The organism is Sphaerotilus montanus, assembly GCF_013410775.1.
Lineage (GTDB): Bacteria > Pseudomonadota > Gammaproteobacteria > Burkholderiales > Burkholderiaceae_C > Sphaerotilus > Sphaerotilus montanus.
The window spans coordinates 4,615,089-4,639,191 of sequence record NZ_JACCFH010000001.1 but is presented as its reverse complement, the minus strand read 5'-3'; the positions used below and the strand labels follow the sequence as shown (position 1 = coordinate 4,639,191).

Below are 24,103 nucleotides of genomic sequence, written 5' to 3'. Positions count from 1 at the left end.
AGGACTTCCCATGAGCCTTGTCCTGCGGCGTCTGTTCACGACCCTGCTGCTCATGAGCCTGCTGGCCATGATCGGTGGTCTGGTCGGCCTGCGTCTGCACGCACCTGTGCTGGGCACCTGGGCGGGTGCGTTGCTCGGCGTGCTGCTGTCCGGGTGGCGCGATGCCCGTCGCGCGGGACGGCTGATGGACTGGCTGCGCGGCAATCTGGAAGGCGATGCCCCGCGTGACGGCCAGCTCTGGGGTGAAATGGCCTACCGCACCGAGCGGGCCCTGCGTCAGCGCGAACTGGCCCTGCGCTCCGAACGCCAGCGGCTGGGCGAGTTCCTGCGCGCCATCGAGGCATCACCCAACGGGGTCATCCTGCTGGACGCCGACGAGCAGATCATCTGGCTGAACCAGATCGGTGCAGTCCATCTGGGACTGGATCCCCAGCGCGATCTGGGTCAGCGCATCACCAATCTGGTGCGTTCGCCCGCCTTCGTGACAGGCCTGCAGGCGGGTGAAAGCCGCGAGGTGATCAGCCTGCCGCACTACCAGTCCCGCCTGTCCCTGTCGCTGCTGGTGCGTGCCTATGGTGCTGGCCAGCGCCTGCTGCTGACCCAGGACGTCACCGAACGGTTGCAGGCTGAAGCGATGCGGCGCGACTTCGTGGCCAATGTGTCGCACGAGATCCGCACACCGCTCACGGTGCTGGTGGGCTTTGTCGAGACCCTGAGCAAGCTGCCGCTGGGCGAGGCCGAGCGGCAGCGTCTGCTGGGCATGATGGGCCAGCAGACCCACCGCATGCAGACCCTCGTGGCCGATCTGCTGACCCTGGCACAACTGGAGGGCAGCCCACCGCCGTCGGCGGACGAGTGGGTGTCGACGGAAGCGTTGCTGCAGCAGGTCGAGGTGGAGGCCCGCGGGCTGTCCCGCGGTCGCCACCTGATCCAGTTTCCGGACGAGGCCACGCTGCGTGCGCAGGCGGCCGACATCGCCGGCATCCGGACCGAACTGCTCTCGGCACTGACCAACCTCACCAGCAACGCGGTGCGCTACACGCCGGAAGGCGGGCGTGTCGCGGTGAGCTGGACGCTGCGACCGTCCGGTGGTGGCACGTTCGAGGTGCGGGACAGCGGCATCGGCATCGCCCGCGAACACCTGCCGCGTCTGACCGAGCGCTTCTACCGGGTCGACGGCAGCCGCTCGCGCGAAACCGGTGGAACGGGGCTCGGCCTGTCCATCGTCAAGCATGTGGTGCAGCGCCACGGTGCCGAGCTGGAGCTGGACAGCGAGCCGGGCAAGGGCTCGGTGTTTCGCATCACCTTCCCGGCAGCGCGGGTGCGGGCATCGGTCAAGGCCGTCGCCGATAGACCAGCATGACCTCATCCCGGTCGGAGGGGCGACGCTCCCGGGCGACCAGTGTCCATCCCGGCATCTCGGGGGTCTGCTGAAGCGCCTCGGGGGTATTGAGGCGTTCCTTGTGGCCCATCAGCAGCCATTGGCAGTCGGTGGTGCGCGGGTCCAGCGACAGGCGCCACGTTCCGTGCACTTCCAGCGCAGCGATCTGGCTGCGCGAGACGTTCTGCGTCACCACGCAGCCTGTGGTCGGGAGGTGGGTAGCCAGTCGCTGTACCAGCGGACGGTAGCTGCGCGCATGGTCCAGCAGTGGCAGCCAGAGTGTCATCAGCAGCAACCAGCTCAACGCGACTCCACCCGCCGGCAGCACCATGCTTTTCCAGAGCGCATGGCGGTGGTGGCCGGTGCGCCAGCGCACGAGGGCCATCCAGGCCACCGTGCCCGCCAGTGCGATGCCCAGCGCCAGCAGGCTGAATCGGGGCACGAATTCTGGTGCCAGGCGGGTGACATTGGTCGCTGGCTGGGCTGGTACACCGGTGTGCATCGCGACGTAGATCACCCAGATGAGCAGTGCGCTGGCCGTGAAGAAGAACACCGAGAACCAGTCGATGGCCGCGCTGACGCTGCGCTGCAGGGTCGGCAGGGCAAACGCACCCAGCACGGCCAGCGCTGGCAGTGCCAGCATGAGGGCGCGGTCGGAGGCGCCCATGGACGCGCTCACCAGCAAGGCCACGAGCACCATTGCCAGCGGAACCGACAGATGGCGCTTGAGCAACTGGCGCCGCCAGCGCCACAGCGTCCAGACCGCCAGTGGCCACACCGGCCAGGTGAACCAGGCGAGCAGCTTCGGCAACCCGAGCCAGGCTGCGGTCGGGATGACCCGCCAGACCCAGGCGTCCAGCAGGGTGCCGATGGTGCCAGCCAGCACGCACGCTGCGAGCAGCCACGGCACCAGCCTGCGCGACTCCGCGTAACTGGATCTCCAGCAGACCAGCGCGCCCGCCAGGCCCATCAGCAAGCCGGTGGTTGCGGCACCACTGGCGGCGAGGCTGGTCAATGCAACCAGCGCGGCTGCGCGACTTGCGCCGATGCGGTAGGGGCTGGCGGCCAGCGCGTAGAGCAGCAGGGCCGTGGCCGCCAGTTGCACCAGCTCGGGGGTGGTTTCATGGCCGAGTTGCAGCAGGCCGAGGCTGGCCATCAGCGCGAGTACCGCGCCGTCCGCCATGGCCCGCGCATAGTCCACCGGGTGGGCCTCTCCACCAAAGGCAAATGCCACAGGCTGGGCTGCTTCCGTGCGGGCCAGATGCAGGGTGGCGTACCAGACCAGTGCCAGCGTGGCCGTCAACAGGAGTGCAAACGGCAGGCGGGCCGCGAGTGCCGGATCGATCCAGGGCGTCAGCACCTTCATGAAGGCCGCGCCGATCCAGTAGGGCAGCACGCCCCCTTCCGTGCCGCCCCAGCCAGCGATGGCCGGATGCAGCCAGGAAGCTTCGCCCCGCAGCAGGCTGGTCATGTAGCCGTAGGCGGTGACGTCCGCGTTTTTCCAGGGGTCGCGCCCGAAGACGCCCGGCAGCACATAGGCGGCGCAGAGCAGCAGCAGCGCAAGGCGCGGCAGGCGCTGCACGGCACGCTGGGTCACGAGGGCTGGATTGGGCGAGTGCGCAGACACGACTTGGGGCAGGAGATCGGGAGAGGGGCGAAGGTTCGCGTTCGCGCGGGACATAAAAAAAGGCAGCCCGGGCTGCCTTTTTTGCGCACGCGGTGTGCGTCGTTCCAGGTGGCTGGATTACTTCTTGATGCCGACCTTGAACTTGTTGCGGAACTTCTCGACGCGGCCGCCCAGGCTGTCGATGCTCTTCTGCGTGCCCGTGTAGAACGGGTGCGTTTCGCTGGTGGTTTCCAGCTTGAACAGCGGCAGTTCGCGGCCGTCTTCCAGGGTGATCTTCTCGCGGGCCGGGGCGCACGAGCGGGTCACGAACTGGAAACCGTTGGACAGGTCGACGAAGCAGACGTCGCGGTAGTTCGGGTGGATGCCGTCTTTCATGGGGAGTCCTCGCTGTGTGCCGGGAGCCACGCTGCACCATGCAGACGCACTTTCCGACAGCGGAAAAACAAAGATTATAGCGTGCGCAGCCCTGGCTTCAGCCGCCGCGACGCATCATGTCGAAGAAGTCGATGTTGCTCTTCGTGGCCTTCATCTTGCCGAGGATGAACTCCATCGCCTCGATCTCGTCCATCGGATAGAGCAGCTTGCGCAGGATCCAGCTCTTCTGCAGGATCTCCGGCTTGAGCAGCAACTCCTCGCGGCGCGTGCCGGACTTGTTCAGCAGGATCGACGGGTAGACACGCTTCTCGGCCATGCGGCGGTCCAGGTGGATCTCGCAGTTGCCGGTGCCCTTGAATTCCTCGTAGATCACCTCGTCCATGCGGCTGCCGGTGTCGACCAGCGCGGTGCCGATGATGGTGAGCGAGCCACCCTCCTCGACATTGCGGGCCGCGCCGAAGAAGCGCTTGGGGCGCTGCAGGGCGTTGGCGTCCACACCGCCGGTCAGCACCTTGCCCGACGAGGGCAGCACGTTGTTGTACGCGCGGGCCAGCCGGGTGATCGAGTCCAGCAGGATGATCACGTCCTTGCGCAGCTCGACCAGGCGCTTGGCCCGCTCGATCACCATCTCGGCGACCTGAACGTGGCGCGCGGCCGGCTCGTCGAAGGTGGAACTGATCACCTCGCCGCGCACGGTGCGCTGCATTTCGGTCACTTCCTCGGGGCGCTCGTCGACCAGCAGGACGATGAGGTGGACCTCGGGGTGGTTGGCGACCAGGGCGTGGGCGAGGTGCTGCATCATCACCGTCTTGCCGCTCTTGGGCGGCGAGACGATCAGGGCGCGCTGGCCTTTGCCGATGGGGGCGATCAGATCGATGATGCGACTGGTGATGTTCTCTTCACCCTTGATGTCGCGCTCCAACCGGAACTGCTCCTTCGGGAACAGCGGGGTCAGATTCTCGAACATGATCTTGTTCTTGCTCTCCTCGGGCGTCAGTTCGTTGACGCGGTCGACCTTGACCAAGGCAAAGTAGCGCTCGCCGTCCTTCGGCACGCGCACTTCGCCTTCGATCATGTCGCCGGTGTGGAGATTGAAACGGCGGATCTGGCTCGGCGACAGGTAGATGTCGTCGGTGGACGCGAGAAAACTCGTGTCCGGCGAACGCAGAAAGCCGAAACCATCAGGAAGGACCTCCAGCACGCCATCGCCGAAAATCTGCTCGCCCTGACGGGCGCGCTTTTTCATGATCGCGAACATCAGCTCCTGCTTGCGCAGGCGACTGGCGGACTCGATCTCCAGCGACTCTGCCATCTGGATGAGCGCCGAGATGTGTTGAGCCTTGAGTTCGGAAAGATGCATAGGGGCGGACCCTGAAAGCAGGTCTGATCGGTGCCAGCCGGACAGACCGGGGGTGGTCGGGACCTGGCTCCGTCGCTGCTCGGGATGACCATTCCATGGATGCCGGGTTGGCAATCAGGCGGTGGGGTCCGGGACGATCAATGCGGGGAGTAGGGGGGCCGACGCTGCGCGCGCTTCAGAGTCAGTGGGAACCGACTCTTCGACAACTGGCGCGCAGTGGCATTCGCAAACAGCGCCAACACAGTCGGAAAGCGCCGCTGGAACGAATTATAGATGAGATTCGACGAAGCTCTTCAATTGGGGAAACGCCAGGGCGCCCACCTTGGTGGCGACAGGCTGGCCGCCCTTGAAGACCATCAGCGTGGGGATGCCGCGGATGCCGAACTTGCCGGCGGTGGCCTGGTTGCCATCGACATCCAGCTTGACGATCTTGATCTGGCTGCCCAGTTCTTCGGCAACGCGGTCCAGGCCTGGTGCCATCTGCTTGCAGGGGCCGCACCATTCGGCCCAGAAATCAACCAGAACCGGCGTGTCTGACTGGAGCACTTCCGATTCGAACGTGGAGTCGGAGATGTTTGTGATGCGGGGGCTGCTCATGTTGGTTCCGTCGGAAAAGAAAATGGCTGAAGGAATTTCAGCATGTGGCGAGATGACAAGGATTTTGGCATGAACGCGGCGAAGTCCGCTCGGACGACCCAGAGGGATTCACTATCTGCTTCATGGTGTCCTGATCGATACAGGGCTGAATTGGTGGTCTTTTCGTGGCTTGCGCCCGCCATCTGGCGGCTCCAATCTCGTCATGAACGACGCCGTGACGGCAGCTCCCGTGCTGCGTACCTTTGCTGAATTCGGGCTCTTGCGCATGCTGGGGCGCAGCACGCTCACCATCGCCTGGCTGGCGACCGACATGCGCACCGGGCAGCCGGTGCGTCTGCTCGCCTCGACCTACCCGGTGGCGTCCCAGGCCTTGCGTGAACGCTGTGTCGAGGACGCGAAGCGGGCGGCCCGACTGGTGCACCCGCGGCTGGTGCCTGTGCGCAAGGTGGGCTGCGTGGACCGGTTCCCCTATCTGGTCTGTGATGCCGAGCCATCGGACCTGGAGGCGCCTCTGGTGGCGCCGACGGTGCTCAGTCTCGACGATGTCGTGCGTCGCGGACATGACCTGCTGGACGGGCTGTCCTATGTCCACGAAGCAGGCATGGTGCATGGCGATCTCGGTCTCCACACCCTGATGGCGGATTCGACGGGGCGACTGCGCCTGTGGGGCTGTGGCCTGGGCGTTGCGTTGGCCGGGGCGCGCCAGGCGACGGTGCCTGGCCTGGCGTCGCCAGGATTCAGTCACTTGCTGTCCCGCGAGATCGCGGCCTGCGGACTGCTGGTGCAGCACTGGCTGATGGGACATCCGCCCGTTGGCGAGGCCGACATGCCCACGCTGCTCGGTCAGATGAGCACCATCGATCTGCGTCTGCCGATCCAGGTACCTCAACCAGTGCCGGACTCGCTGCGCCTGATCATCAACCGGGCGATCGACCTGCATCCGCAGCGGCGCTTCCTGCACGCCCGCAGTTTCGAGCGGGTCCTTGGCAACTGGCGCCAGACCCAGTTGCTGGACGACAACGGCTTCGACGCCCTGCTGGCCGAGCGCATCCGCCGCGGTGGGCATCTGCCGGCACGTCCGATGCTGGTCAACCGGGTCACGCAGATCATCGGCATGGAGCAGCAGCGGCTGGACACGGTGGTCGATGTCCTGCTGGAAGACATCGGGCTGAGCCTGGCCCTCTTGCGTGCGGCGAACTCGGCGGAGGCCTCGGCCGTGAGCGTCGACGAGGCGGTCATCACCGTCAACCGCGCCATGCAGCTCATGGGCACGAATGGCTTGCGCCGCGTCGCCGGCAGCATGAAATCCTGGCCAGGCACACTCAAGCCCGCCTTTGTCCGGGCCTTCGAGACCGCCATGAACCGTGCCTTGCTGGCGGGGCATCTGGCCGAGTGCCTGGCCCCGGCAGGCATGGATGCCGAAGCGGCGCTGCTGGCGGCCCAATTCCAGCACCTCGGCACGCTGCTGGCGGCCTACCATTTCCCTGACGAACTGCAGCAGATCGCGCGCCTGAAGGCGGCAGGGGATGTCGGCAGCGGCCAGCCGATCAGCGAGGAAACCGCGACGTTGGCAGTCCTGGGCGTCGATCTGCCCGGCCTGGCAACGGCCTTCCTGCGCCTGTGGGGACTGAGCGATTCGCTGCGCCAGCGGGTCAAGCCGATTCCGCTCGACCGGCGGGTCCTCAGCCCGACGACGCCGGCAGGCTGGATCAAGCTGGTCGCCAGCTGCGCCAACGAGATCGTGGCGGTGACCGAGCTGCCGCAGCCCGCCCAGCCCGCGGCACTGACCGCCGTGATGGGCCGCTACCACAACGCGCTGGCGCTCGATACCGAGCAGGTGCGCGGCGCGATGCGCCGGGCACGCGATAAGCTCTCGCGTCACCTGAACCCCTCCGCGACGGACTGATCACCGATCCGGACTGCGGAGTGGTCATCGGTCATCACTCGCCGCGCTCCGCATGCCCCTCTGGATCGATTCGCACTGCCACCTCGACGCCCCGGAATTCGACGCCGATCGCGGCGCCGTGGTGGCGCGTGCGCGGGCCACGGGCGTCGGACTGCTGGTGATTCCGTCCGTGGAGGCCGCGCATTTCGAGGGCGTGCGCACGCTGGCCCACGCCACGGGGCAGGTCTACGCGCTGGGTCTGCATCCGCTCTATGTACACCGGCAACCCTCGGATGCCCTGGACCAGCTCGCCCGCGCGCTACACGAACACCTTGGCGATGAGCGTCTGGTCGCCGTCGGAGAAATCGGCCTCGACGGCTTCGTGCCGGGGCTGGACTGGGCGACCCAGGAGCGCTTCTACGCCGCGCAGCTCGTGCTGGCCCGCAGCGTGGATCTGCCGGTGATCCTCCATGTGCGCCGTTCGGCCGACGTGCTGCTCAAGCACCTGCGCCGCGCCGGCGTGCGCGGTGGCATCGCCCATGCCTTCAACGGCAGCGAGCAGCAGGCACGCGCCTTCATCGACCTGGGCTTCCGGCTCGGTTTCGGTGGCGCGATGACCTTCGAGCGCGCCTTGCAGATCCGCCGGCTGGCGCAGATCCTGCCCGCCGATGCCATCGTGCTGGAGACCGACGCGCCCGACATCCCGCCGCACTGGCGCTACCGCACCGCCGGCGAGCGCGCGCAGGGCCTGGGCAGCCGCAACGAGCCGGCCGAGCTGCCCCGCATCGCCGAGACGCTCGCCGGTCTGCGCGGCTGGACGCTGGAGGAGACCGCGGCCATCACCACCGCCAACGTCTGCGCCGCCTTGCCGCGGCTGGCGCAGTGGCTGCCGGCATGACGCGCCTGACTGGATTTCCGCCCGTGGTCGCGCCCACTACACGGCTGGTGGTGCTGGGCAGTTTCCCGGGCGTGGCCTCGCTGGCGCAGCAGCAGTACTACGGCCACCCGCGCAACCAGTTCTGGCCGATCCTGTCGGCGCTGTGGTCGGTCGATCTGCGCAGCCTGTCGTATGCGGAGCGGCTCGGCGTGGTGCGCGCCCGCGGGCTCGGCATCTGGGACGTCTACGCCCACTGCCGCCGCGAGGGCAGTCTGGACGCCGACATCGAAGCGCCCGAGCTCAACGACTTCACGACACTGCGGACGCAGGCCCCCGGGCTGGTCGCGGTGGCGCACAACGGGGGCGAGTCGGCCCGGGTGATGCGGCACCTGCGCGCGCTCGGTTTCGAGGTGCACCGCCTGCCCTCGACCAGCCCTGCGAACGCCAGCTGGTCCTTCGAGCGCAAGCTGGACGCGTGGCGGGCCGTGTTTGCGCTTTACGATCTGGCATGAACTCGCACAACCTGCCCGACGACGAACCGTCCACCGCCACCCCGACCAACCCTGTCCGTTCCCGGCGCAAGTCCGGGGCGCCGCGCGCGCTGCCTTCGGCGTCGATCTCCGAATTCTACGGCGTGCGCTACCTGCACCTTGGCGAAACACCCTGGGTGCAGGGCGCCATGCGGCTGCGCAAGCCGCGCGCGCTGGAGCTGGAGTACGTGCAGCGCATGATGGTCTGGCTGCTGCTGCGCGACCCGGACACGCTGGACGACACCCGCGTCGTGCAGCTCGGCCTGGGCGCTGCCGCGCTGACCCGCTTCTGCCACACCGAACTCGGGCTGCACACGACCGCGGTCGAACTGAATCCGCAGGTGATCGCGGCCTGCCGGCAGTGGTTCCGCCTGCCAGCGAACGACGAGCGCCTGCACGTGGTCGAGGCCGACGCCGCCGCCTGGGTGGTCGATCCGGCCCACCACGGCAGCGCCGACGTGCTCGGCATCGATCTCTACGACCACCAGGCCGCCGCGCCCGTGCTCGACGACGAAGCTTTCTACCGCAACTGCCACGCCGTGCTGGCCGAGGGCGGCGTGCTCGTGGTCAATCTGTTCGGCCGCAACGCCAGCTTCACGCGCAGTGCGCGGCGCATCGAGGTGGCCTTCGCCCCCGGCGGCGGGCAGGTGCTGATGCTGGCGCCGACGGACGAGGGCAACACCATCGTCGTGGCCATCAAGGGCGGGCAGCGTCCGGATGACGCCGTGCTGCGCGAACGGGCCGTGCGGGTCACCGAGCGCTGCGGGCTCAAGGCCGTGCGCTGGCTGGGGCTGATCGGGCCGCTGCCGGCGCCGCGCCGCAAGACCGCCACGGTGGCGGCGACACCGGCGGTTGACGCGGCAGACATCGTCGGCTGAGGCGGATCTGTCAAGATCGGCTCCGAGATTTCGGGAGTCGAACATGAGCCTCACCCCCCAACGTCCCGCCCCGAGCCTGCAGTCGCACCAGGGGCCGCTGACCTGGCGCGACCTGCTGCACTGGCTGGTCGAGGACGACATCGTGCGCGCTGGCGACGCGGCCCAGCTGGCCCAGCGGCTGGGCGCCGGCGACAGTGCCCAGCACCCGCTGGTGCGGCTGGCCAACGCCGGCCTGCGCCACGCGCGCAGCATGGATGCGCTGGATCTGGAGGCGCTGACCCGCTGGCTGGCCCAGCGCGTGAGCCTGCCGTATCTGCGCATCGACCCCATCAAGGTCGATGTGGCGAAGGTGACCGAGGTGATGTCGGTCAGCTACGCCGAGCGGCGGCGTGTGCTGCCGGTGCAGGTGGGGGCGGCCGAAGTGGTCGTGGCCACCTGCGATCCCTTTGTCGTGGACTGGATCAGCGAGATCGCGCAGCACACCCGCAAGACGGTGCGGCTGGTGGTGGCCAACCCGCTGGACATCGCGCGCTACACGGTCGAGTTCTACAACCTGGCCCGCTCGGTGCGCGCCGCGCAGAAGACCGGCGAGGTGAGTGCCTCGGTCAACTTCGAGCAGCTGGTCGAACTCGGCAAGCACAAGCAGCTCGATGCCAACGACCAGGGCGTCGTGCAGGTGGTGGACTGGCTGTGGACCTACGCCTTCGAGCAGCGCGCCAGCGACATCCACCTGGAACCCCGCCGCGACCAGTGCGTGATCCGGCTGCGCATCGACGGCGTGCTGCACACGGTCTACCAGCTGCCGCAGACGGTGATGGCCGCGGTGACCGCGCGCATCAAGCTGCTCGGCCGCATGGACGTGATCGAGCGCCGCCGTGCCCAGGACGGCCGCATCAAGACCCGCAGCCCCAAGGGCGACGAGATCGAGATGCGCCTGTCCACGTTGCCCACCGCCTTCGGCGAGAAGCTGGTGATGCGCATCTTCGACCCGGAAACCGCCGTGCAGCCGGTCGAGGGCCTCGGCTTCACCGCGCTGGACGCGCAGCGCTGGCAGGGCCTGACCGCGCAGCCGCACGGCATCGTCCTCGTCACCGGCCCGACCGGCAGCGGCAAGACCACCACGCTCTACGCCACGCTGAAGCGGCTGGCCACCGACGAGGTCAACGTCTGCACCATCGAGGACCCGATCGAGATGATCGAGCCGGCCTTCAACCAGACGCAGGTGCAGCCGGCGCTCGACCTCGACTTCGCCAGCGGCCTGCGCACCCTGATGCGCCAGGACCCGGACATCCTCATGATCGGCGAGATCCGCGACCTCGCCACCGCGGAGATGGCGGTGCAGGCCGCGCTCACCGGCCACCTGGTCTTCTCGACGCTGCACACCAACGACGCCGCCAGCGCCATCACGCGGCTGCTGGACCTGGGGGTGGCGCCCTACCTCATCAGCGCGACGCTGATCGGCGTGCTGGCGCAGCGGCTGGTGCGCCAGCTCTGTCCGGCCTGCCGCCAGCCGGACCTGTCGCTGACGCTGCCCGCGCTGCAGGCGGCGCTGCCGGATGTGCAGGTGCTGGCCGAGAACGAGCCCTTCCAGCCGCACCGTCCGGTGGGCTGCCCGGCTTGCCGGCAGAGTGGTTTTCGCGGGCGGCGCGGCCTGTTCGAGCTGCTCACGGTGAACGAGGCGGTGCGTGGTGCCGTGCGGGAGGTGCCCGATCTGGCGCTGTTGCGCCGCCAGAGCCTGTCGGACGGGCTGCAGCCACTGCGCCGCGCCGGCCTGCGCCAGGTCGCCGAGGGGCGCACCACGCTGGAGGAGGTTTTGCGTTCGACGCCGGGCTGGCAGGCATGATCTTGCTCCGCTAAGTGGAATCCACAGCAGATCCCGCGGGGTCGCTTTCTAGAATCAGTCATCCGGCCTTCGGGCTGTGTCCGATTGATCGATGAGGAGATGACGCGTGCAAATCAAGAGCCAGAAAGACTTCTGGTCGGGTCTGATGTTCCTGGGGGTCGGGGTGGCGTTTGCCGTCGGCTCGCTGGACTACAGCTTCGGCAATTCCGCCCGACCAGGCCCGGCCTACTTCCCGTTCGGGCTGGGGGTGCTGATGTCCATGCTGGGCGCCATGGTGATCTTTGGATCCCTGACCAAGGACACGCCGGACGGTGAACCGGTCGGTGCCTTCGCCTGGCGTCCGCTGATCATCATCCTGGCCTCGGTGGCGTTGTTCGGCTTCCTGCTGCCGCGTCTGGGCATGTTCATCACCTTGCCGCTGCTGGTGTTCCTGTCGGCCACGGCCAGCGATGAATTCACGGTCAAGGGCGCCGCGATCAACGCCGCCGTGCTGACCTTCGCTTCGTGGGGCATCTTCTCGAAGGGCCTGGGGCTGACCATTCCGCTGTGGCCGACGATCTTCGGCTTCGGCTCCTGAGGAGGCCACGACCATGGACCTGATGAGCAACCTGGCGCTCGGTTTCCAGACCGCGGCGACCTTCCAGAACCTGTTCTACGCCCTCGGCGGCGCCATCCTCGGCACGCTGATCGGCGTGCTGCCCGGCCTCGGCCCGGTGGCGACGATCGCGATGCTGCTGCCGTCGATCTACGCGCTGGATGCGACACCCGCGCTGATCATGCTGTCGGGCATCTACTACGGCGCCCAGTACGGCGGCTCGACCACGGCCATCCTGATCAACGTGCCCGGTGAAGCCTCGTCGGTCGTGACCGCGCTCGATGGCTACCAGATGGCCCGCAAGGGCCGCGCCGGTCCCGCGCTGGCTGCCGCTGGTCTGGGCTCGTTCTTCGCGGGCTGTGTCGGCACGCTGGTGATTGCCGCCTTCGCCCCGCCGCTGACCGAACTCGCGTTCAAGTTCGGCCCGGCCGAGTACTTCTCGCTGATGGTGCTGGGCCTGATCGGCGCGGTGGTGCTGGCCTCGGGCTCGCTGGTCAAGGCGATCGCGATGATCGTGCTGGGCCTGCTGCTCGGCCAGATCAACACCGACGTCATCTCGGGCGTGCCGCGCTTCTCGTTCGACATCCCGGAACTCACCGACGGCATCGGCTTCGTGACGATCGCCATGGGCGTGTTCGGCTTCGGCGAGATCATCTCCAACCTGGGCCGTCCCGCCGAACACCGCGAAGTGTTCACCAAGGACGTCAAGGGCCTGATGCCCACGAAGGAAGACTTCAAGGATGCCTTCCCCGCCGTGCTGCGCGGCACCGCGCTGGGCTCGCTGCTGGGTGTGCTGCCGGGTGGCGGCGCGCTGCTGGCCTCGTTCGCGGCCTACACGGTCGAGAAGAAGTCGCGTGGCCGTCCTGGTGAAGTGCCGTTCGGTCAAGGCAACATCCGCGGTGTGGCCGGTCCGGAAGCCGCCAACAACGCTGGTGCGCAGACCTCCTTCATCCCGATGCTGACGCTGGGCATCCCGCCGAACGCGGTGATGGCGCTGATGGTGGGCGCGATGACGATCAAGGGCATCCAGCCCGGCCCGCAGGTGATGACCAGCAACCCGGAACTCTTCTGGGGCCTGATCGCCTCGATGTGGATCGGCAACCTGCTGCTCGTCATCCTGAACCTGCCGCTGATCGGCATCTGGATCAAGCTGCTGACGGTGCCGTACCGCTTCCTGTTCCCGGCCATCCTGACGTTCTGCTGCATCGGCCTGTACACGCTGAACAACAACAACTTCGACGTCTACATGGCGGTGCTGTTCGGTCTGGTCGGCTACATCTTCTACAAGCTGAACTGCGAGCCGGCGCCGCTGCTGCTGGGCTTCATCCTCGGCCCGATGATGGAAGAGAACCTGCGCCGCGCGCTGCTGCTGTCGCGTGGGGACTGGGGGACCTTCATGACCCGCCCGCTGTCGGCCGGCCTGCTGATCGCGGCGTTCCTGATGATCGTGGTGGTGATGCTGCCGTCGATCAAGAACAAGCGCGAAGAAGCGTTCCAGGACGCCGACTGACCCTGGTGGCGCAGGACTCGGCGAGTCCCGCTACCCTTGAAGCCCCACCCCTTGCGGTGGGGCTTTTTCGTTTGGAGCCTTGCCTGGAGCGCCCCCGATGATCGACCCCGATCGACTGCCCGCAGCGCTGCAGCCCCTGCGCCTGCCGGTGTTCCGCATGCTGTGGCTGGCCTGGCTGGCGGCCAATCTGACGATGTGGATGAACGACGTCGCTGCCGCCTGGCTGATGACGCAACTCACCACGAGTGCTGTCATGGTGGCGCTCGTGTCCGCGGCCTCCACGCTGCCGGTGTTCCTGCTGGGCCTGCCGAGCGGCGCGCTGGCCGACATCGTGGACCGCCGACGCTGGTTCGCGTCCACACAACTCTGGGTGGCGTCGGTGGCGACCGTGCTGGCGCTGTTGTCGCTGGGCGGGGGCCTGAGCGCACCACTGCTGCTGGCGCTGACGTTTGCCAACGGCATCGGGCTGGCCGCGCGCTGGCCGGTGTTCGCCGCGATCGTGCCGGACATCGTGCCGACCGCGAAGCTCTCCGGCGCGCTGGCGCTGCAGGCCATGGCGATGAATCTCTCGCGGGTGATCGGCCCCGTGCTGGCGGGCGCGCTGCTGGCGGCGGCGGGCAGCGCGGCGGTGTTCGTGCTCAATGCCGTGCTGTCGCTGGTGGCGTTCGCGCAGATCCTGCGCTGGAAGAGCGAGCCGCGGGTCAGTGCGCTGCCGGGCGAGCGTTTCGTCGGTGCGATGCGGGTGGGCGTGCAGCACGTGGCGCAGAACCCGCGGATGCGCTCGGTGCTGCTGCGCGTGTTCGTCTTCTTCTTTCTCAGCACGGCACTCACTGCGCTGATGCCGCTGGTGGCCCGACAGCTTGGCGGCGGAGCGGGCAGCTTCACGCTGCTGATGTCCTGCATGGGCCTGGGCGCGATGGTGGCGGTGATGGTGATCCCGAGCCTGCGCGAGCGTTACAGCCGCGACCGGATCGTGCTGGTCGCCTCGCTGATCGTCTCGGCGATGACGCTGCTGGTGGCGCTGTCGCCGTGGCTGTGGCTGAGCGCGATGGGGATGGCGCTGGGGGGCATGGCGTGGATCAGCTGCGCTAACACGCTGACGATGTCGGCGCAACTGGCGCTGCCCAACTGGGTGCGCGCACGGGGCATGTCCACCTACCAGATGGCGTTGATGGGCGGCTCGGCTTCGGGCGCCGTGGTGTGGGGGCAGATGGCGGACCTGCTGGGCTCGGTGCCGCACAGTCTGGTCGCGGCGGCGCTCTGCGGGCCGGTGGTGCTGTTCCTGGTGCGCGGCTACTCGGTGTCCGGGGGCGGGGATGCCGACCTGCGCCCTGCATCGCCCAGCCATGCGCTGCAGCCGGCCATCGAGATCGGTCCGGACGAAGGGCCGGTCATGGTCACGGTCGAGTACCTGATCGACCCGGCCCGCGCCCGCGACTTCACCGCCGTGATGCAGCACACCCGGCGCGCGCGGTTGCGGCAGGGCGCGCTGTCCTGGGGGCTGTTCCGCGACACCGAGCGGCCAGGGCGGTATGTCGAGTACTTCGTCGACGAGACCTGGGTCGAGCACCTGCGCCGACAGGAGCGCTTCACCGCCGACGATGTGCAGCTCCGTGTGCGCCGTCTGGCCTTCCACCTGGGCGAGCAGCCGCCTGGTGTACGGCGCTACGTGGGCGAGTCGCTGGACATCGATGCCGCGTCGCCGCATTGAGCGGGCTCAGTTGCCGGACCGGCGATCGGACTAGATTCCCTTTCGGCACCTGCCTGGTGCCGGGTTGTCTCGTCAACGATTTCCAGGAGGTTCGACATGCAGGTTCCGTTGATCACTCGCCGCACGCTGGCGACCATGCTGGCGGTAGCCGCACTCGCAGCCGGCTGTGGCACCACGCCGCCGCGCATCGACACCTACACGGAAATACCGGTCGGTGCCGTCACCACATACTGGCGCAAGAGTTCCGGCAGCTACGGCACGACCGATGGACCGGTGGTCTGGACCTTCGGTCTGGTCAAGTGGGGGGAACAGACGCTCGAAGAGCACGAATCGAAGCAGGCGGGCACACAGTTGTACACGCCGGGCAGCCGGGCCCTCGTCGCGGTGCTGAACCCTGCCGGGCAACTGGTGCAGTCCTTTGATCCGCCGATGGGCTACCGCATGCCACTGGTGCTTGGCAGTCAGTGGACCTCGAAGCACAACGTGACCCTGTATCCATCAGGGCGCGTGGTGCCGGTCGATGTGGACTGGAAGGTCGAGGCCTGGGAGAACGTGAAGGTGCCTGCAGGGACTTTCCGGGCGTTCCGGGTCTCGGCCACCAATTCGCTGGGAGAGACCGAGACGCTCTGGACGGCGCCCGAACTCGGGCTTGGCATCGTCAAGCGGCACACGGTCCGGCCGGCCAGCCATCCGCAGGGCGAAGGCGTGCTGCATGGCGAAATGGTGTCGCGCACCTTCCCGCCGTGAGTGGACGTTTCAGGGCTGGAGGGGCAGGGGTTGCGGTTTCTGGCGCCGAAACACCCGCCCCACCAGCCCCATCCCGTCGTCCACATAGGTGAACACCACCGGAATCACCAGCAGACTCAGGAACGTGGACGTGATCAACCCCCCGATCACCACGATCGCCATCGGCGCCCGGAAACTCGGGTCCACCCCCAGCCCCAGCGCGATCGGCATCATCCCCGCGCCCATCGCGATCGTCGTCATGATGATCGGCCGCGCCCGCTTGTGGCAGGCGTCGAGCACGGCGTCCCAGCGGTTCAGCCCGTGGTCACGCCGCGCCAGCACGACATAGTCCACCAGCAGGATCGAGTTCTTCGTCGCGATGCCCATCAGCATGATCAGGCCGATCATCGACGGCATCGACAGCGCCGTGTGCGTCACGAACAGCGCCAGGAACGCGCCCGGGATCGACAGCACCAGCGCCGCCAGGATGGTCACCGGCTGGATGAAGTCCTTGAACAGCAGCACCAGCACGATGTAGATGCACAGCACGCCCGTCAGCATCGCCAGCGAGAAGCTCTGGAACAGCTCGGCCATCGCCTCGGCGTCGCCCACCGTCGTCTGCATCACGCCGGGCGGCAGTTGCTGCAGGCTCGGCAGCGCCTGCGCCAGCCGCTCGACCTCGCCGAGCGGCACGCCGTTCAGCTCGATCTCGAAGTTGATGTTGCGCTGGCGGTCGTAGCGGTCGATCTGCGCCGGGCCGCTCGCCATCTCCAGCGTCGCCACACTCGACAGCGGCACCGGCCCGCGTGCGCCCGGCACCGGCAGCCGGCCGAGCAGTTCCAGGTCCGCCCGCGCCTCGGCCGGCAGCCGCACGACGATCGGCACCTGCCGCTGTGACAGGTTCAGCTTGGCCAGGCTCTGGTCGTAGTCGCCGCTGGTGGCCACCCGCAGCGTGTCGGCGATCGCCGCGGTCGTCACGCCGAGGTCGGCGGCGCGATCCGCGTCCGGCCGCACGATCAGCTCCGGCCGCACCAGGCTGGAGGTGGACACGACATTGCCGATGCCGGGGATGCTGCGCAGTTCGCGCTCCACCACCTTGGCGTGGTCGGCCAGCGCGGTGCCGTTTTCGCTCGCCAGCACGAGGATGTACTTCTCGCTGGAGCCCCCGAAGCCGACCTTCACCCGCGCCCCCGGCAGCTCGTCGACCAGCTTGCGCAGCTCGCCCTCGATGTCCTGCTTGCTGACGCCAGGGCGGTCCTGGCGGGGTGTCATGTTGATGGTCAGCACGGCCTTGGTCACGCTGGCCGCGCCTTGCGGGGCGAAGGGGTCCGCGCCCGCCGCGCCGCCGCCGATCGCGGTGTAGACCAGCTTGACGTGCGGGTTGCGCGTGACCAGCTGGCGCGCCTGTTCGGCCAGCGCGGTCGTTTCCTTCAGCGTCGAGCCGGGCGGCAGGGTGAGGGTCACCTGCGTCTGGGACAGGTCATCCGGCGGGATGAAGCCGGTCGGCAGGTAGGGCACCAGCATGAACGAGCCGACGAAGAAACCCACCGTCGCCAGCGACGTGACGATGCGGTGGTTCAGGCACCACTTCGCCATCCCCAGGTACCAGCCCATCCAGCGCGGATCCTTCTCCACATGCTTCGGCGGGCGCAGCAGGTAGGCGGCCATCATCGGCGTCAGCATCCGGGCCACCACCAGCGAGAAGAACACCGCGATCGCCGCCGTCCAGCCGAACTGAACGAAGAACTTGCCCGGCACGCCGCTCATGAACGCGGTCGGCAGGAACACGGCGATCAGCGTGAACGTCGTCGCGATCACCGCCATGCCGATCTCGTCGGCGGCTTCCATCGCGGCCTCGAACGGGGTCTTGCCCATCGCGAGGTGGCGCATGATGTTCTCGATCTCGACGATGGCATCGTCCACCAGGATGCCGACCACCAGCGACAGGCTCAGCAGCGTCACCACGTTGACCGTGAAGCCGAGCAGGTGCATCACCGCGAACGTCGGGATCACCGACAGCGGCAGCGCGATCGCCGACACCAGCGTCGCCCGCCAGTCGCGCAGGAAGAACCACACCACGATCACCGCCAGGATGGCGCCCTCATAGAGCAGCATCATCGAGCCGTCATAGCCCTCCTGCACCGGGTCGACGAAGTTGAACGCCTCGGTGAAGGTGATCTCCGGGTGGCTCTGGCGCAGCGCCTCGACCCGGGCGCGCACGTCCGCGGCGATGGCCACTTCACCCGCCCCCTTCGAGCGCGTGAGTTCGAAGCCGACCACCGGCTTGCCGTTCAGCAGCGCGACTGCGCGTGGCTCGGTGACCGTGTCGGTGACGCGGGCGATCTGGTCCAGGCGGACACGGCGGCCGTCCGACAGCGCGATCTCCAGCCGCCCGAGTGCCTCGGCGCTCTGCACGGTGGCGAGCGTGCGCACGGCCTGCTCGGCGCCACCGATGTCGCTGCGGCCGCCGGGGGCGTCCTGCTGCACCTGGCGCAACTGGCGCGAGACGTCCGACGCGGTGGCGTTCAGGGCGAGCAACTGCGCCGGATCGAGTTCGACCCGCACCTCGCGCGTCACGCCGCCCACCCGCGACACGGCGCCGACGCCGCGCACCGACAGCATCTGCTTGGCAATCGTGTTGTCGACGAACCAGCTCAGCGCCTCGTCGTCCATCCGGTCGGAGGCGACGGTGTAGGTCAGGATCGGCGCGCCGGCCAAGTCCATCTTCTGGATCACCGGGTCGCGCAGGTCACCCGGCAGGTCCGAGCGCACGCGGGCCACCGCGTCGCGCACGTCGTCCACGGCTTCCTGCGTGGGCTTTTCCAGGCGGAACTCGACCGTGACAGTGACCGAGCCGTCGCTCACCAGCGTGTAGATGTGCTTGACGCCCTTGAGCGTGGCGACGGCGTTCTCGAGCTTGCGGGCAACCTCGGTTTCGAGCTGTGCGGGGGCGGCGCCGGGCAGGGCGGCCGTGACCATCACCGTCGGCAGGTCGATGTCGGGGAAGTTCTGGATCGTCATCGCCCGGAAGCCCATCAGGCCGCCGAGCGTGAGCAGGATGAACAGCAGGATCGCCGGGATCGGGTTGCGGATCGACCAGGAGGAGACGTTCACGGCTTGGCTCCCGCACCCGCTGCGACTACTTTGACGAGGTCGCCGTCCGCCAGGAAGCCACCGCCTTGTGCGACCACCTGCGCGCTGGCGTTCAGGCCCGCCGTGACCTCGACCCGGTCACCCAGGCGCCGGCCGACCTGCACCTTGGTCTGCTGCACGCGGTTGCCCTGGACGAGGCGGAAGACGTAGCTGTAGCCGTCGCGCAGCACCACGGCCGTCTGTGGCAGCGTCAGCGCCGAGGACTCGCCAATGACGAACTCGCCGCGGGCGAACATGCCGGGCCGCGCGGTGCCACCCGCGGGCAGGTCGACGTAGACAAGGCCGTTGCGCGTGACCGGGTCGACGGTCGGCGCGAGCAGGCGCACCTTGGCGTCGATCGCGCTGCCACCGGCCGGGATCACCTTCACTGCTACGCCCGGCTGCAGCCGGTGCAGGTCGGCGGCGGGCACCTCGGCGCGCCACTCCAGCCGGCCCTGGCGGATCAAGCGGAACAGCTCCTGCCCCGGCTGGGCGATGGCGCCCATCGTGGCGAGCCGGGCGCTGATCACGCCGTCGTCTGGCGCCTTGAGGCTGGTCTGGTTCAGCCGCAGCGTGTCGGCGGCGAGCCGGGCCTTGAGCGACTGCAGCCGGGCGCGGGCGGTGGCTTCGCCGGTGGTGTATTGCTGGATCTGCTGCGCGCTCAGGGCGCCGCTGGGCTGCAGGGCGCGGGCGCGTTCGGCGTTGGACTGGGCTTCGGCGAGCGTCGCTTCGGCTTCGGCGAGGCCGGCCTTGGTGGCAGCGAGGTCGGCGGCGAGCGTGTCGCTCTGCAGCCGCGCCAGCAACTGGCCTTTCTTCACCCGGTCCCCGACCTGCACGTTCACCTCGACCAGCCGCAGCCCCTGCGTCTCGGCGCCGATGACGATCTCCTGCCACGCCGCGATGCTGCCGTTGGCGGCGAGCGACTGGGGCAGCGTGCCGGACTGGGGGGTGGTGACGGAGACGGTCAGCGCGGGCTTGGGGGCGGCGGAGGCGGGGGCGTCGGCGGCCCCGGCAGACAAGGCACAGAGGGGCACGGCGAACGCGAATGCCAGCTTCAGCGTGACGGAGCGGGAGATGGGTTGGGTCATGTCGGTGTCACGAAGGGGTGTTGGTTTCGCGGGTCCAGCCGCCGCCGATGGCGCGGTACAAGCTGATCCAGGCGGCGACCTGTTCACGCTGCAGCGCCAGCAATGTGGCCTCGGCCGAGAGCGTCAGGCGGCGGGCTTCCTCGGTCTCGATGACGCTGGCCGAGCCGAGCCGGGCGCGTTCTTCGGTGCTGCCGAGGAAGCTGCGCAGCCCTTCGGCGGCGGTGCGGGCGTCGGCCTCGCGGCGCTGGCTGGCGTCGAGCCGCAGCAGCGCTTCCTCGACCTCGCGCACCGCCGAGCGCAGCTTCAGCGCGTAGCCGGCGCGGGCGTCGTCGTAGCGGGCGCGGGCGGCGTCGGCCTGTGCCTGCAGCCGGCCGCGGTTGAAGATCGGCAGCGACAGGTTCGGCCCGAAGCCCCAGGTCAGGGCGTCCGAGGTGCTGCCGCCGGTGCGGACCAGTCCGATGCCGAGGTTGCCGCCGATCGTCAACTGGGGCCAGCGCGCCGCTTCGGCCACGCCCACGTCGGCGGCGCTGGCCTGCAGTTCGCGCTCCGCGGCGGCGAGGTCGGGCCGCTGGGCCAGCGTCGCGGCCGGCAGGGTGTTCAGGGCGAAGGAGGTCGGCTGGGGCAGGCGAGCGGCGCGGGTGGCGAGCCGGTCGCGCAAGGCACGCTCTTCGGCGCCGGTCAAGAGCACCAGCGCCTTCACCAGCAGGGCACATTCCGTCTGCTGCACGGTCACGCGGTCGCGCGCCTGTGCGGCCGAAGCCTGGGCCAGTCTGGCGTTGGCGGGTGCTTCGAATCCGACGTCGGCCTTTTTCTGCACCAGTGCGCTGCTGCGGCCGAGCGAGTCGGCCTCGCGGGTGTAGAGCGCGACCGTGGCTTCACAGGTGCGCAGCGCGACATAGGTCTGCGCCACTTCGGCCGCCAGCGAGACACGCGCCTCGTGCCAGCCGAGTTCGGCCTGCTCGGCACGCGAGCGGGCGGCGTCCAGGCCGTGGCGCACGCCGCCGAACAGGTCGATCTCCCAGCCGGCGTCGGCGACGGCGCTGGCCTGGCTGACTGCGTTGAAGCCCGTGGCGGCGGATGAGCCGCGCTGGGCCTGCACGTTGGCGCCGACGGTTGGCCAGCCGGCGGACGCCGCCACGCGCTGGCCGGCACGGGCCTGCTGGATGCGGGCGAGCGCCTGGGCGAGCAGTGGGTGGGCGGCCTGGGCCTCGTCGATCAGCGCAGGCAGCAGCGGGTCATCGAATTGCGACCACCAGGACACGAGCCGGCCCGGATCGCCCGCGTGTGGCAATGGTGCCTGCCAGGCGGGACGGGCCAAGGCGGCGGTGGACACGGGGGGCGGGAGCGGTGTCGGGGTGCTGCAGCCGGTCAGCAGACCCAAGCCGATCGCCAGAAACGCAGCGGGCGGCGGGAAACGAAAAGAAAGAAGGGCACGCATTTCGTGAGCTTATCAACGAATGCGTGCCCCCGCATGACAGCGCCGCGCGCTGTCCGCAGCCCCTGCGGGCTTACTGCTTCGCGCCGTCCTTCGGCAGATCCTTGAAGGCGTCCATCGGGTCGGGTTCCGACGCCGCGCCCGCCGGAGGCTCCAGACCTTGCATGTTCTGCTCGGCCGGGGCCTGCTCGTTGGCGATGGTCATCTCCTGCAGCGCCTGGTTGGCGTCGATGGTGCTGGCCACGACCGCATCACCGGACACCAGCGTCGGGAAGGCGATCACCACCCCGACCATGATGAGCTGCAGCACGATGAAGGCGATCGAGCCCTTGTAGATCTGCGAGGTCTGCACCGCCGGGATCATCTCGCCGGTCACGCGGTCCTTGTAGTCCTTCTTCGCCGCGACGCTGCGCAGGTAGAACAGGGCAAAGCCGAACGGCGGCGTCAGGAACGAGGTCTGCAGGTTCATCGCCAGGATCACGCCGAACCACACCATCGCGAAGTCCGCCGGGTAACCCGCCGGCAGCAGTTCCGGCAGGAGCTTCTCGGCCACCGGTGCCAGGATCGGCACGACGATGAAGGCGATCTCGAAGAAGTCGATGAAGCAGCCCAGCACGAACACCAGCAGGTTCACGACGATCAGGAAGCCCATCGCGCCGCCGGGCATGTTGTCGAACAGGTGCTCGACCCAGATGTGGCCGTCGGCGGCGTTGAACGTGAAGCTGAACACCGTCGAGCCGATCAGGATGAACAGCACGAAGCAGCTCAGCCGTGCGGTGCTGTCGAGCGCCTGGTTCATCAGCGCGCGGTTGATCTGGCCGCGCGAGAACGCCATCAGCAGCGCACCGACCGCGCCCATCGCGCCACCTTCCGTCGGCGTCGCCACCCCCAGGAAGATCGTGCCCAGCACCAGGAAGATCAGCACCAGCGGCGGGATCAGCACGAAGGTGAAGCGCTCGGCCAGCTTCGACAGCAGGCCCATCTTCAACACTCGGTTGACCATTGCCAGACCCAGCGCCAGGAAGGAGGCGATGGTCATCGACATGATCAGCGTCTCGTCGCCTGGCGCGGGCAGCGTGCGGCCCATCCACGGGTTCACGATGCTTTCATGCACCTGCGACCAGGCCCAGCCGGCCACGCCGCAGATCAGCAGCAGCGCCAGCAGCGACTTGTGGCCGCTCGCGCCGTTGGCTTCGCGGTAGATGCGCGCTTCGGGCGGCAGGGCGGGCACCCAGTCCGGCTTGAAGATCGCCACGGCCGCGATGAAGGCCAGGTACAGACCCACCAACAGCAGGCCCGGCACCAGCGCGCCGGCGTACATGTCGCCGACCGAGCGGCCGAGCTGGTCGGCCAGCACGATCAGCACCAGCGACGGGGGAATCGCTTGCGCGAGGGTGCCGGAGGCGGTGATGGTGCCGGTGGCGATGGTGCGGTTGTAGCCGTAGCGCAGCATGATGGGCAGCGAGATCAGGCCCATCGAGATCACGGCCGCCGCGACGACGCCGGTGGTGGCCGCCAGCAGTGCGCCGACCAGGATCACCGCGACCGCCAGACCGCCACGCAGCGGGCCGAACACCTGCCCCACGGTTTCGAGCAGGTCCTCCGCCATCCCGGATCGCTCCAGGATGATCCCCATGAAGGTGAAGAAGGGGATCGCCAGCAGGGTGTCGTTCTGCATGATCCCGAAGATCCGCAGCGGCAGCGCCTGGAACAGGTTGCCACCGAAGAGGCCCACCTCCATGCCGACGAAGCCGAACACGAGGCCGGTGGCCGCGAGACCGAAGGCGACAGGGATGCCGGTCAGCAGGAACACGAACAGGCCGCAGAACATCAGCGGCACAAAATTCTGGGTGATGAACTCGATCACGGGCGGGCTCCTTCGAGGGCAGCCTGCTCGGCCTTGGCGGCGAGTTCGGCGGCGAGTTTTTCTTCGTCGCTCGGGCCGTGTTCGACCGACATCGGCTCGTCGCGCAGGCCCTTCAGGTAGGCCACGCGCTTGATCAGTTCCGACACGGCCTGCACCAGCAGGATGCCGAACCCGGCCGGGATCAGCAGCAGCACCGGCCAGCGGATCAGACCGCCGGCGTTCTGGCTCATCTCGCCGCTGTCATAGGCGCGCACGAACAGCGGCCACGACAGGTCGATCAGGATCAGGCTCAGCGGGATCAGGAAGAGCACCATGCCGAGGATGTCGATGATGGTGTTGGTGCGGGTCGACAGCTTCGACGAGATGAAGTCGATGCGCACGTGGGCGTTCTTCAGGAAGGCATAGCCGGCGCCGAGCATGAACACGGCGGCGAACAGGTACCACTGGATTTCCAGGAAGGCGTTCGAGCCGATGTTGAAGGTCTTGCGCATGATCGCGTTGCCGGCGCTGATCAGCACCGCGGCCAGCACCAGCCACGACAGCAGGCGGCCGACACGTTCATTGAACGCATCGATCCAGCCCGAAAGTCTCAAGAGGGCAGTCAAGATGGTGTCTCCAGGATTGTGGGACGGGTTTTCGGAAGGTGAGAAATCTTGTCGCTATCACACTCGAAAACCCTGATGCGG

19 protein-coding genes are annotated in these 24,103 nt (G+C 68.3%); 10 read left to right on the top strand and 9 right to left on the bottom strand.

The window, feature by feature from the left end:
* The first annotated feature begins 10 nt into the window (after window positions 1-10).
* Entirely contained in the window at window positions 11-1,363 is a 1,353-nt protein-coding gene (phoR, locus tag BDD16_RS21195; RefSeq protein WP_179635756.1) for a phosphate regulon sensor histidine kinase PhoR, read from the top strand.
* On the opposite strand, the gene BDD16_RS21190 is transcribed toward phoR, so the two are convergent.
* The 4 genes from BDD16_RS21190 to trxA form a co-directional block, all read right to left on the bottom strand.
* Window positions 1,335-2,978, bottom strand: a complete 1,644-nt coding sequence (locus tag BDD16_RS21190) for a hypothetical protein (protein ID WP_310732833.1) — start codon at window positions 2,976-2,978, stop codon at window positions 1,335-1,337. The genes phoR and BDD16_RS21190 overlap by 29 nt on opposite strands.
* A 147-nt stretch (window positions 2,979-3,125) precedes the next feature.
* Window positions 3,126-3,383: a type B 50S ribosomal protein L31 gene (locus BDD16_RS21185; RefSeq protein WP_179635755.1), complete on the bottom strand. Its 258-nt coding sequence runs from the start codon at window positions 3,381-3,383 to the stop codon at window positions 3,126-3,128.
* 97 nt (window positions 3,384-3,480) lie between these two features.
* Window positions 3,481-4,743: a transcription termination factor Rho gene (gene rho, locus BDD16_RS21180; protein WP_179635754.1), complete on the bottom strand. Its 1,263-nt coding sequence runs from the start codon at window positions 4,741-4,743 to the stop codon at window positions 3,481-3,483.
* 267 nt (window positions 4,744-5,010) lie between these two features.
* The gene (trxA, locus tag BDD16_RS21175; RefSeq protein WP_179635753.1) at window positions 5,011-5,340 is read right to left on the bottom strand and encodes a thioredoxin; all 330 of its coding nucleotides are present in this window, start codon (window positions 5,338-5,340) and stop codon (window positions 5,011-5,013) included.
* 202 nt (window positions 5,341-5,542) lie between these two features.
* Here trxA and BDD16_RS21170 point away from each other — a divergent pair, with 202 nt between their 5' ends.
* The 9 genes from BDD16_RS21170 to BDD16_RS21130 all read left to right on the top strand — a co-directional run bounded on the left by BDD16_RS21170 (window position 5,543) and on the right by BDD16_RS21130 (window position 15,916).
* Entirely contained in the window at window positions 5,543-7,246 is a 1,704-nt protein-coding gene (locus BDD16_RS21170; protein WP_179635752.1) for an HDOD domain-containing protein, read from the top strand.
* Window positions 7,247-7,298: 52 nt separating this feature from the next.
* A complete protein-coding gene (locus tag BDD16_RS21165; protein ID WP_179635751.1) occupies window positions 7,299-8,123 on the top strand; it encodes a TatD family hydrolase in 825 nt (274 codons plus the stop codon).
* Window positions 8,120-8,614 carry a DNA-deoxyinosine glycosylase gene (locus tag BDD16_RS21160; RefSeq protein WP_179635750.1) on the top strand — a complete coding sequence of 165 codons (495 nt, stop codon included), beginning with the start codon at window positions 8,120-8,122 and terminating at the stop codon, window positions 8,612-8,614. Before BDD16_RS21165 ends, BDD16_RS21160 begins: the two co-directional genes overlap by 4 nt.
* Entirely contained in the window at window positions 8,611-9,510 is a 900-nt protein-coding gene (locus BDD16_RS21155) for a spermine/spermidine synthase domain-containing protein (RefSeq protein ID WP_246332632.1), read from the top strand. Before BDD16_RS21160 ends, BDD16_RS21155 begins: the two co-directional genes overlap by 4 nt.
* 43 nt (window positions 9,511-9,553) lie before the next feature.
* Window positions 9,554-11,353, top strand: a complete 1,800-nt coding sequence (locus tag BDD16_RS21150) for a GspE/PulE family protein (RefSeq protein ID WP_179635749.1) — start codon at window positions 9,554-9,556, stop codon at window positions 11,351-11,353.
* Between the two features lie 106 nt (window positions 11,354-11,459).
* On the top strand, window positions 11,460-11,930 hold the full coding sequence (locus tag BDD16_RS21145) for a tripartite tricarboxylate transporter TctB family protein (protein ID WP_179635748.1): 471 nt from the start codon (window positions 11,460-11,462) through the stop codon (window positions 11,928-11,930).
* Between the two features lie 13 nt (window positions 11,931-11,943).
* Complete coding sequence (locus tag BDD16_RS21140) at window positions 11,944-13,458, top strand: tripartite tricarboxylate transporter permease (protein ID WP_179635747.1); 1,515 nt, start codon at window positions 11,944-11,946, stop codon at window positions 13,456-13,458.
* Window positions 13,459-13,555: 97 nt separating this feature from the next.
* On the top strand, window positions 13,556-15,169 hold the full coding sequence (locus BDD16_RS21135) for an MFS transporter (protein ID WP_179635746.1): 1,614 nt from the start codon (window positions 13,556-13,558) through the stop codon (window positions 15,167-15,169).
* A gap of 96 nt (window positions 15,170-15,265) precedes the next feature.
* Window positions 15,266-15,916 (top strand): hypothetical protein, encoded by a 651-nt coding sequence (locus BDD16_RS21130; protein ID WP_179635745.1) that lies wholly within the window; start codon window positions 15,266-15,268, stop codon window positions 15,914-15,916.
* Window positions 15,917-15,925: 9 nt separating this feature from the next.
* On the opposite strand, the gene BDD16_RS21125 is transcribed toward BDD16_RS21130, so the two are convergent.
* The 5 genes from BDD16_RS21125 to BDD16_RS21105 form a co-directional block, all read right to left on the bottom strand.
* Window positions 15,926-19,009 (bottom strand): efflux RND transporter permease subunit, encoded by a 3,084-nt coding sequence (locus tag BDD16_RS21125; RefSeq protein WP_179635744.1) that lies wholly within the window; start codon window positions 19,007-19,009, stop codon window positions 15,926-15,928.
* Window positions 19,006-20,115 carry an efflux RND transporter periplasmic adaptor subunit gene (locus BDD16_RS21120; protein ID WP_179635743.1) on the bottom strand — a complete coding sequence of 370 codons (1,110 nt, stop codon included), beginning with the start codon at window positions 20,113-20,115 and terminating at the stop codon, window positions 19,006-19,008. The genes BDD16_RS21125 and BDD16_RS21120 overlap by 4 nt, the downstream gene beginning before the upstream one ends.
* Window positions 20,116-20,122: 7 nt before the next feature.
* On the bottom strand, window positions 20,123-21,448 hold the full coding sequence (locus tag BDD16_RS21115; RefSeq protein ID WP_375139089.1) for an efflux transporter outer membrane subunit: 1,326 nt from the start codon (window positions 21,446-21,448) through the stop codon (window positions 20,123-20,125).
* A 175-nt stretch (window positions 21,449-21,623) separates the two neighbouring features.
* Entirely contained in the window at window positions 21,624-23,417 is a 1,794-nt protein-coding gene (locus BDD16_RS21110) for a TRAP transporter large permease (RefSeq protein WP_310732834.1), read from the bottom strand.
* Window positions 23,414-24,022: a TRAP transporter small permease subunit gene (locus tag BDD16_RS21105; protein WP_179635741.1), complete on the bottom strand. Its 609-nt coding sequence runs from the start codon at window positions 24,020-24,022 to the stop codon at window positions 23,414-23,416. Before BDD16_RS21105 ends, BDD16_RS21110 begins: the two co-directional genes overlap by 4 nt.
* Between the last annotated feature and the right edge of the window lie 81 nt (window positions 24,023-24,103).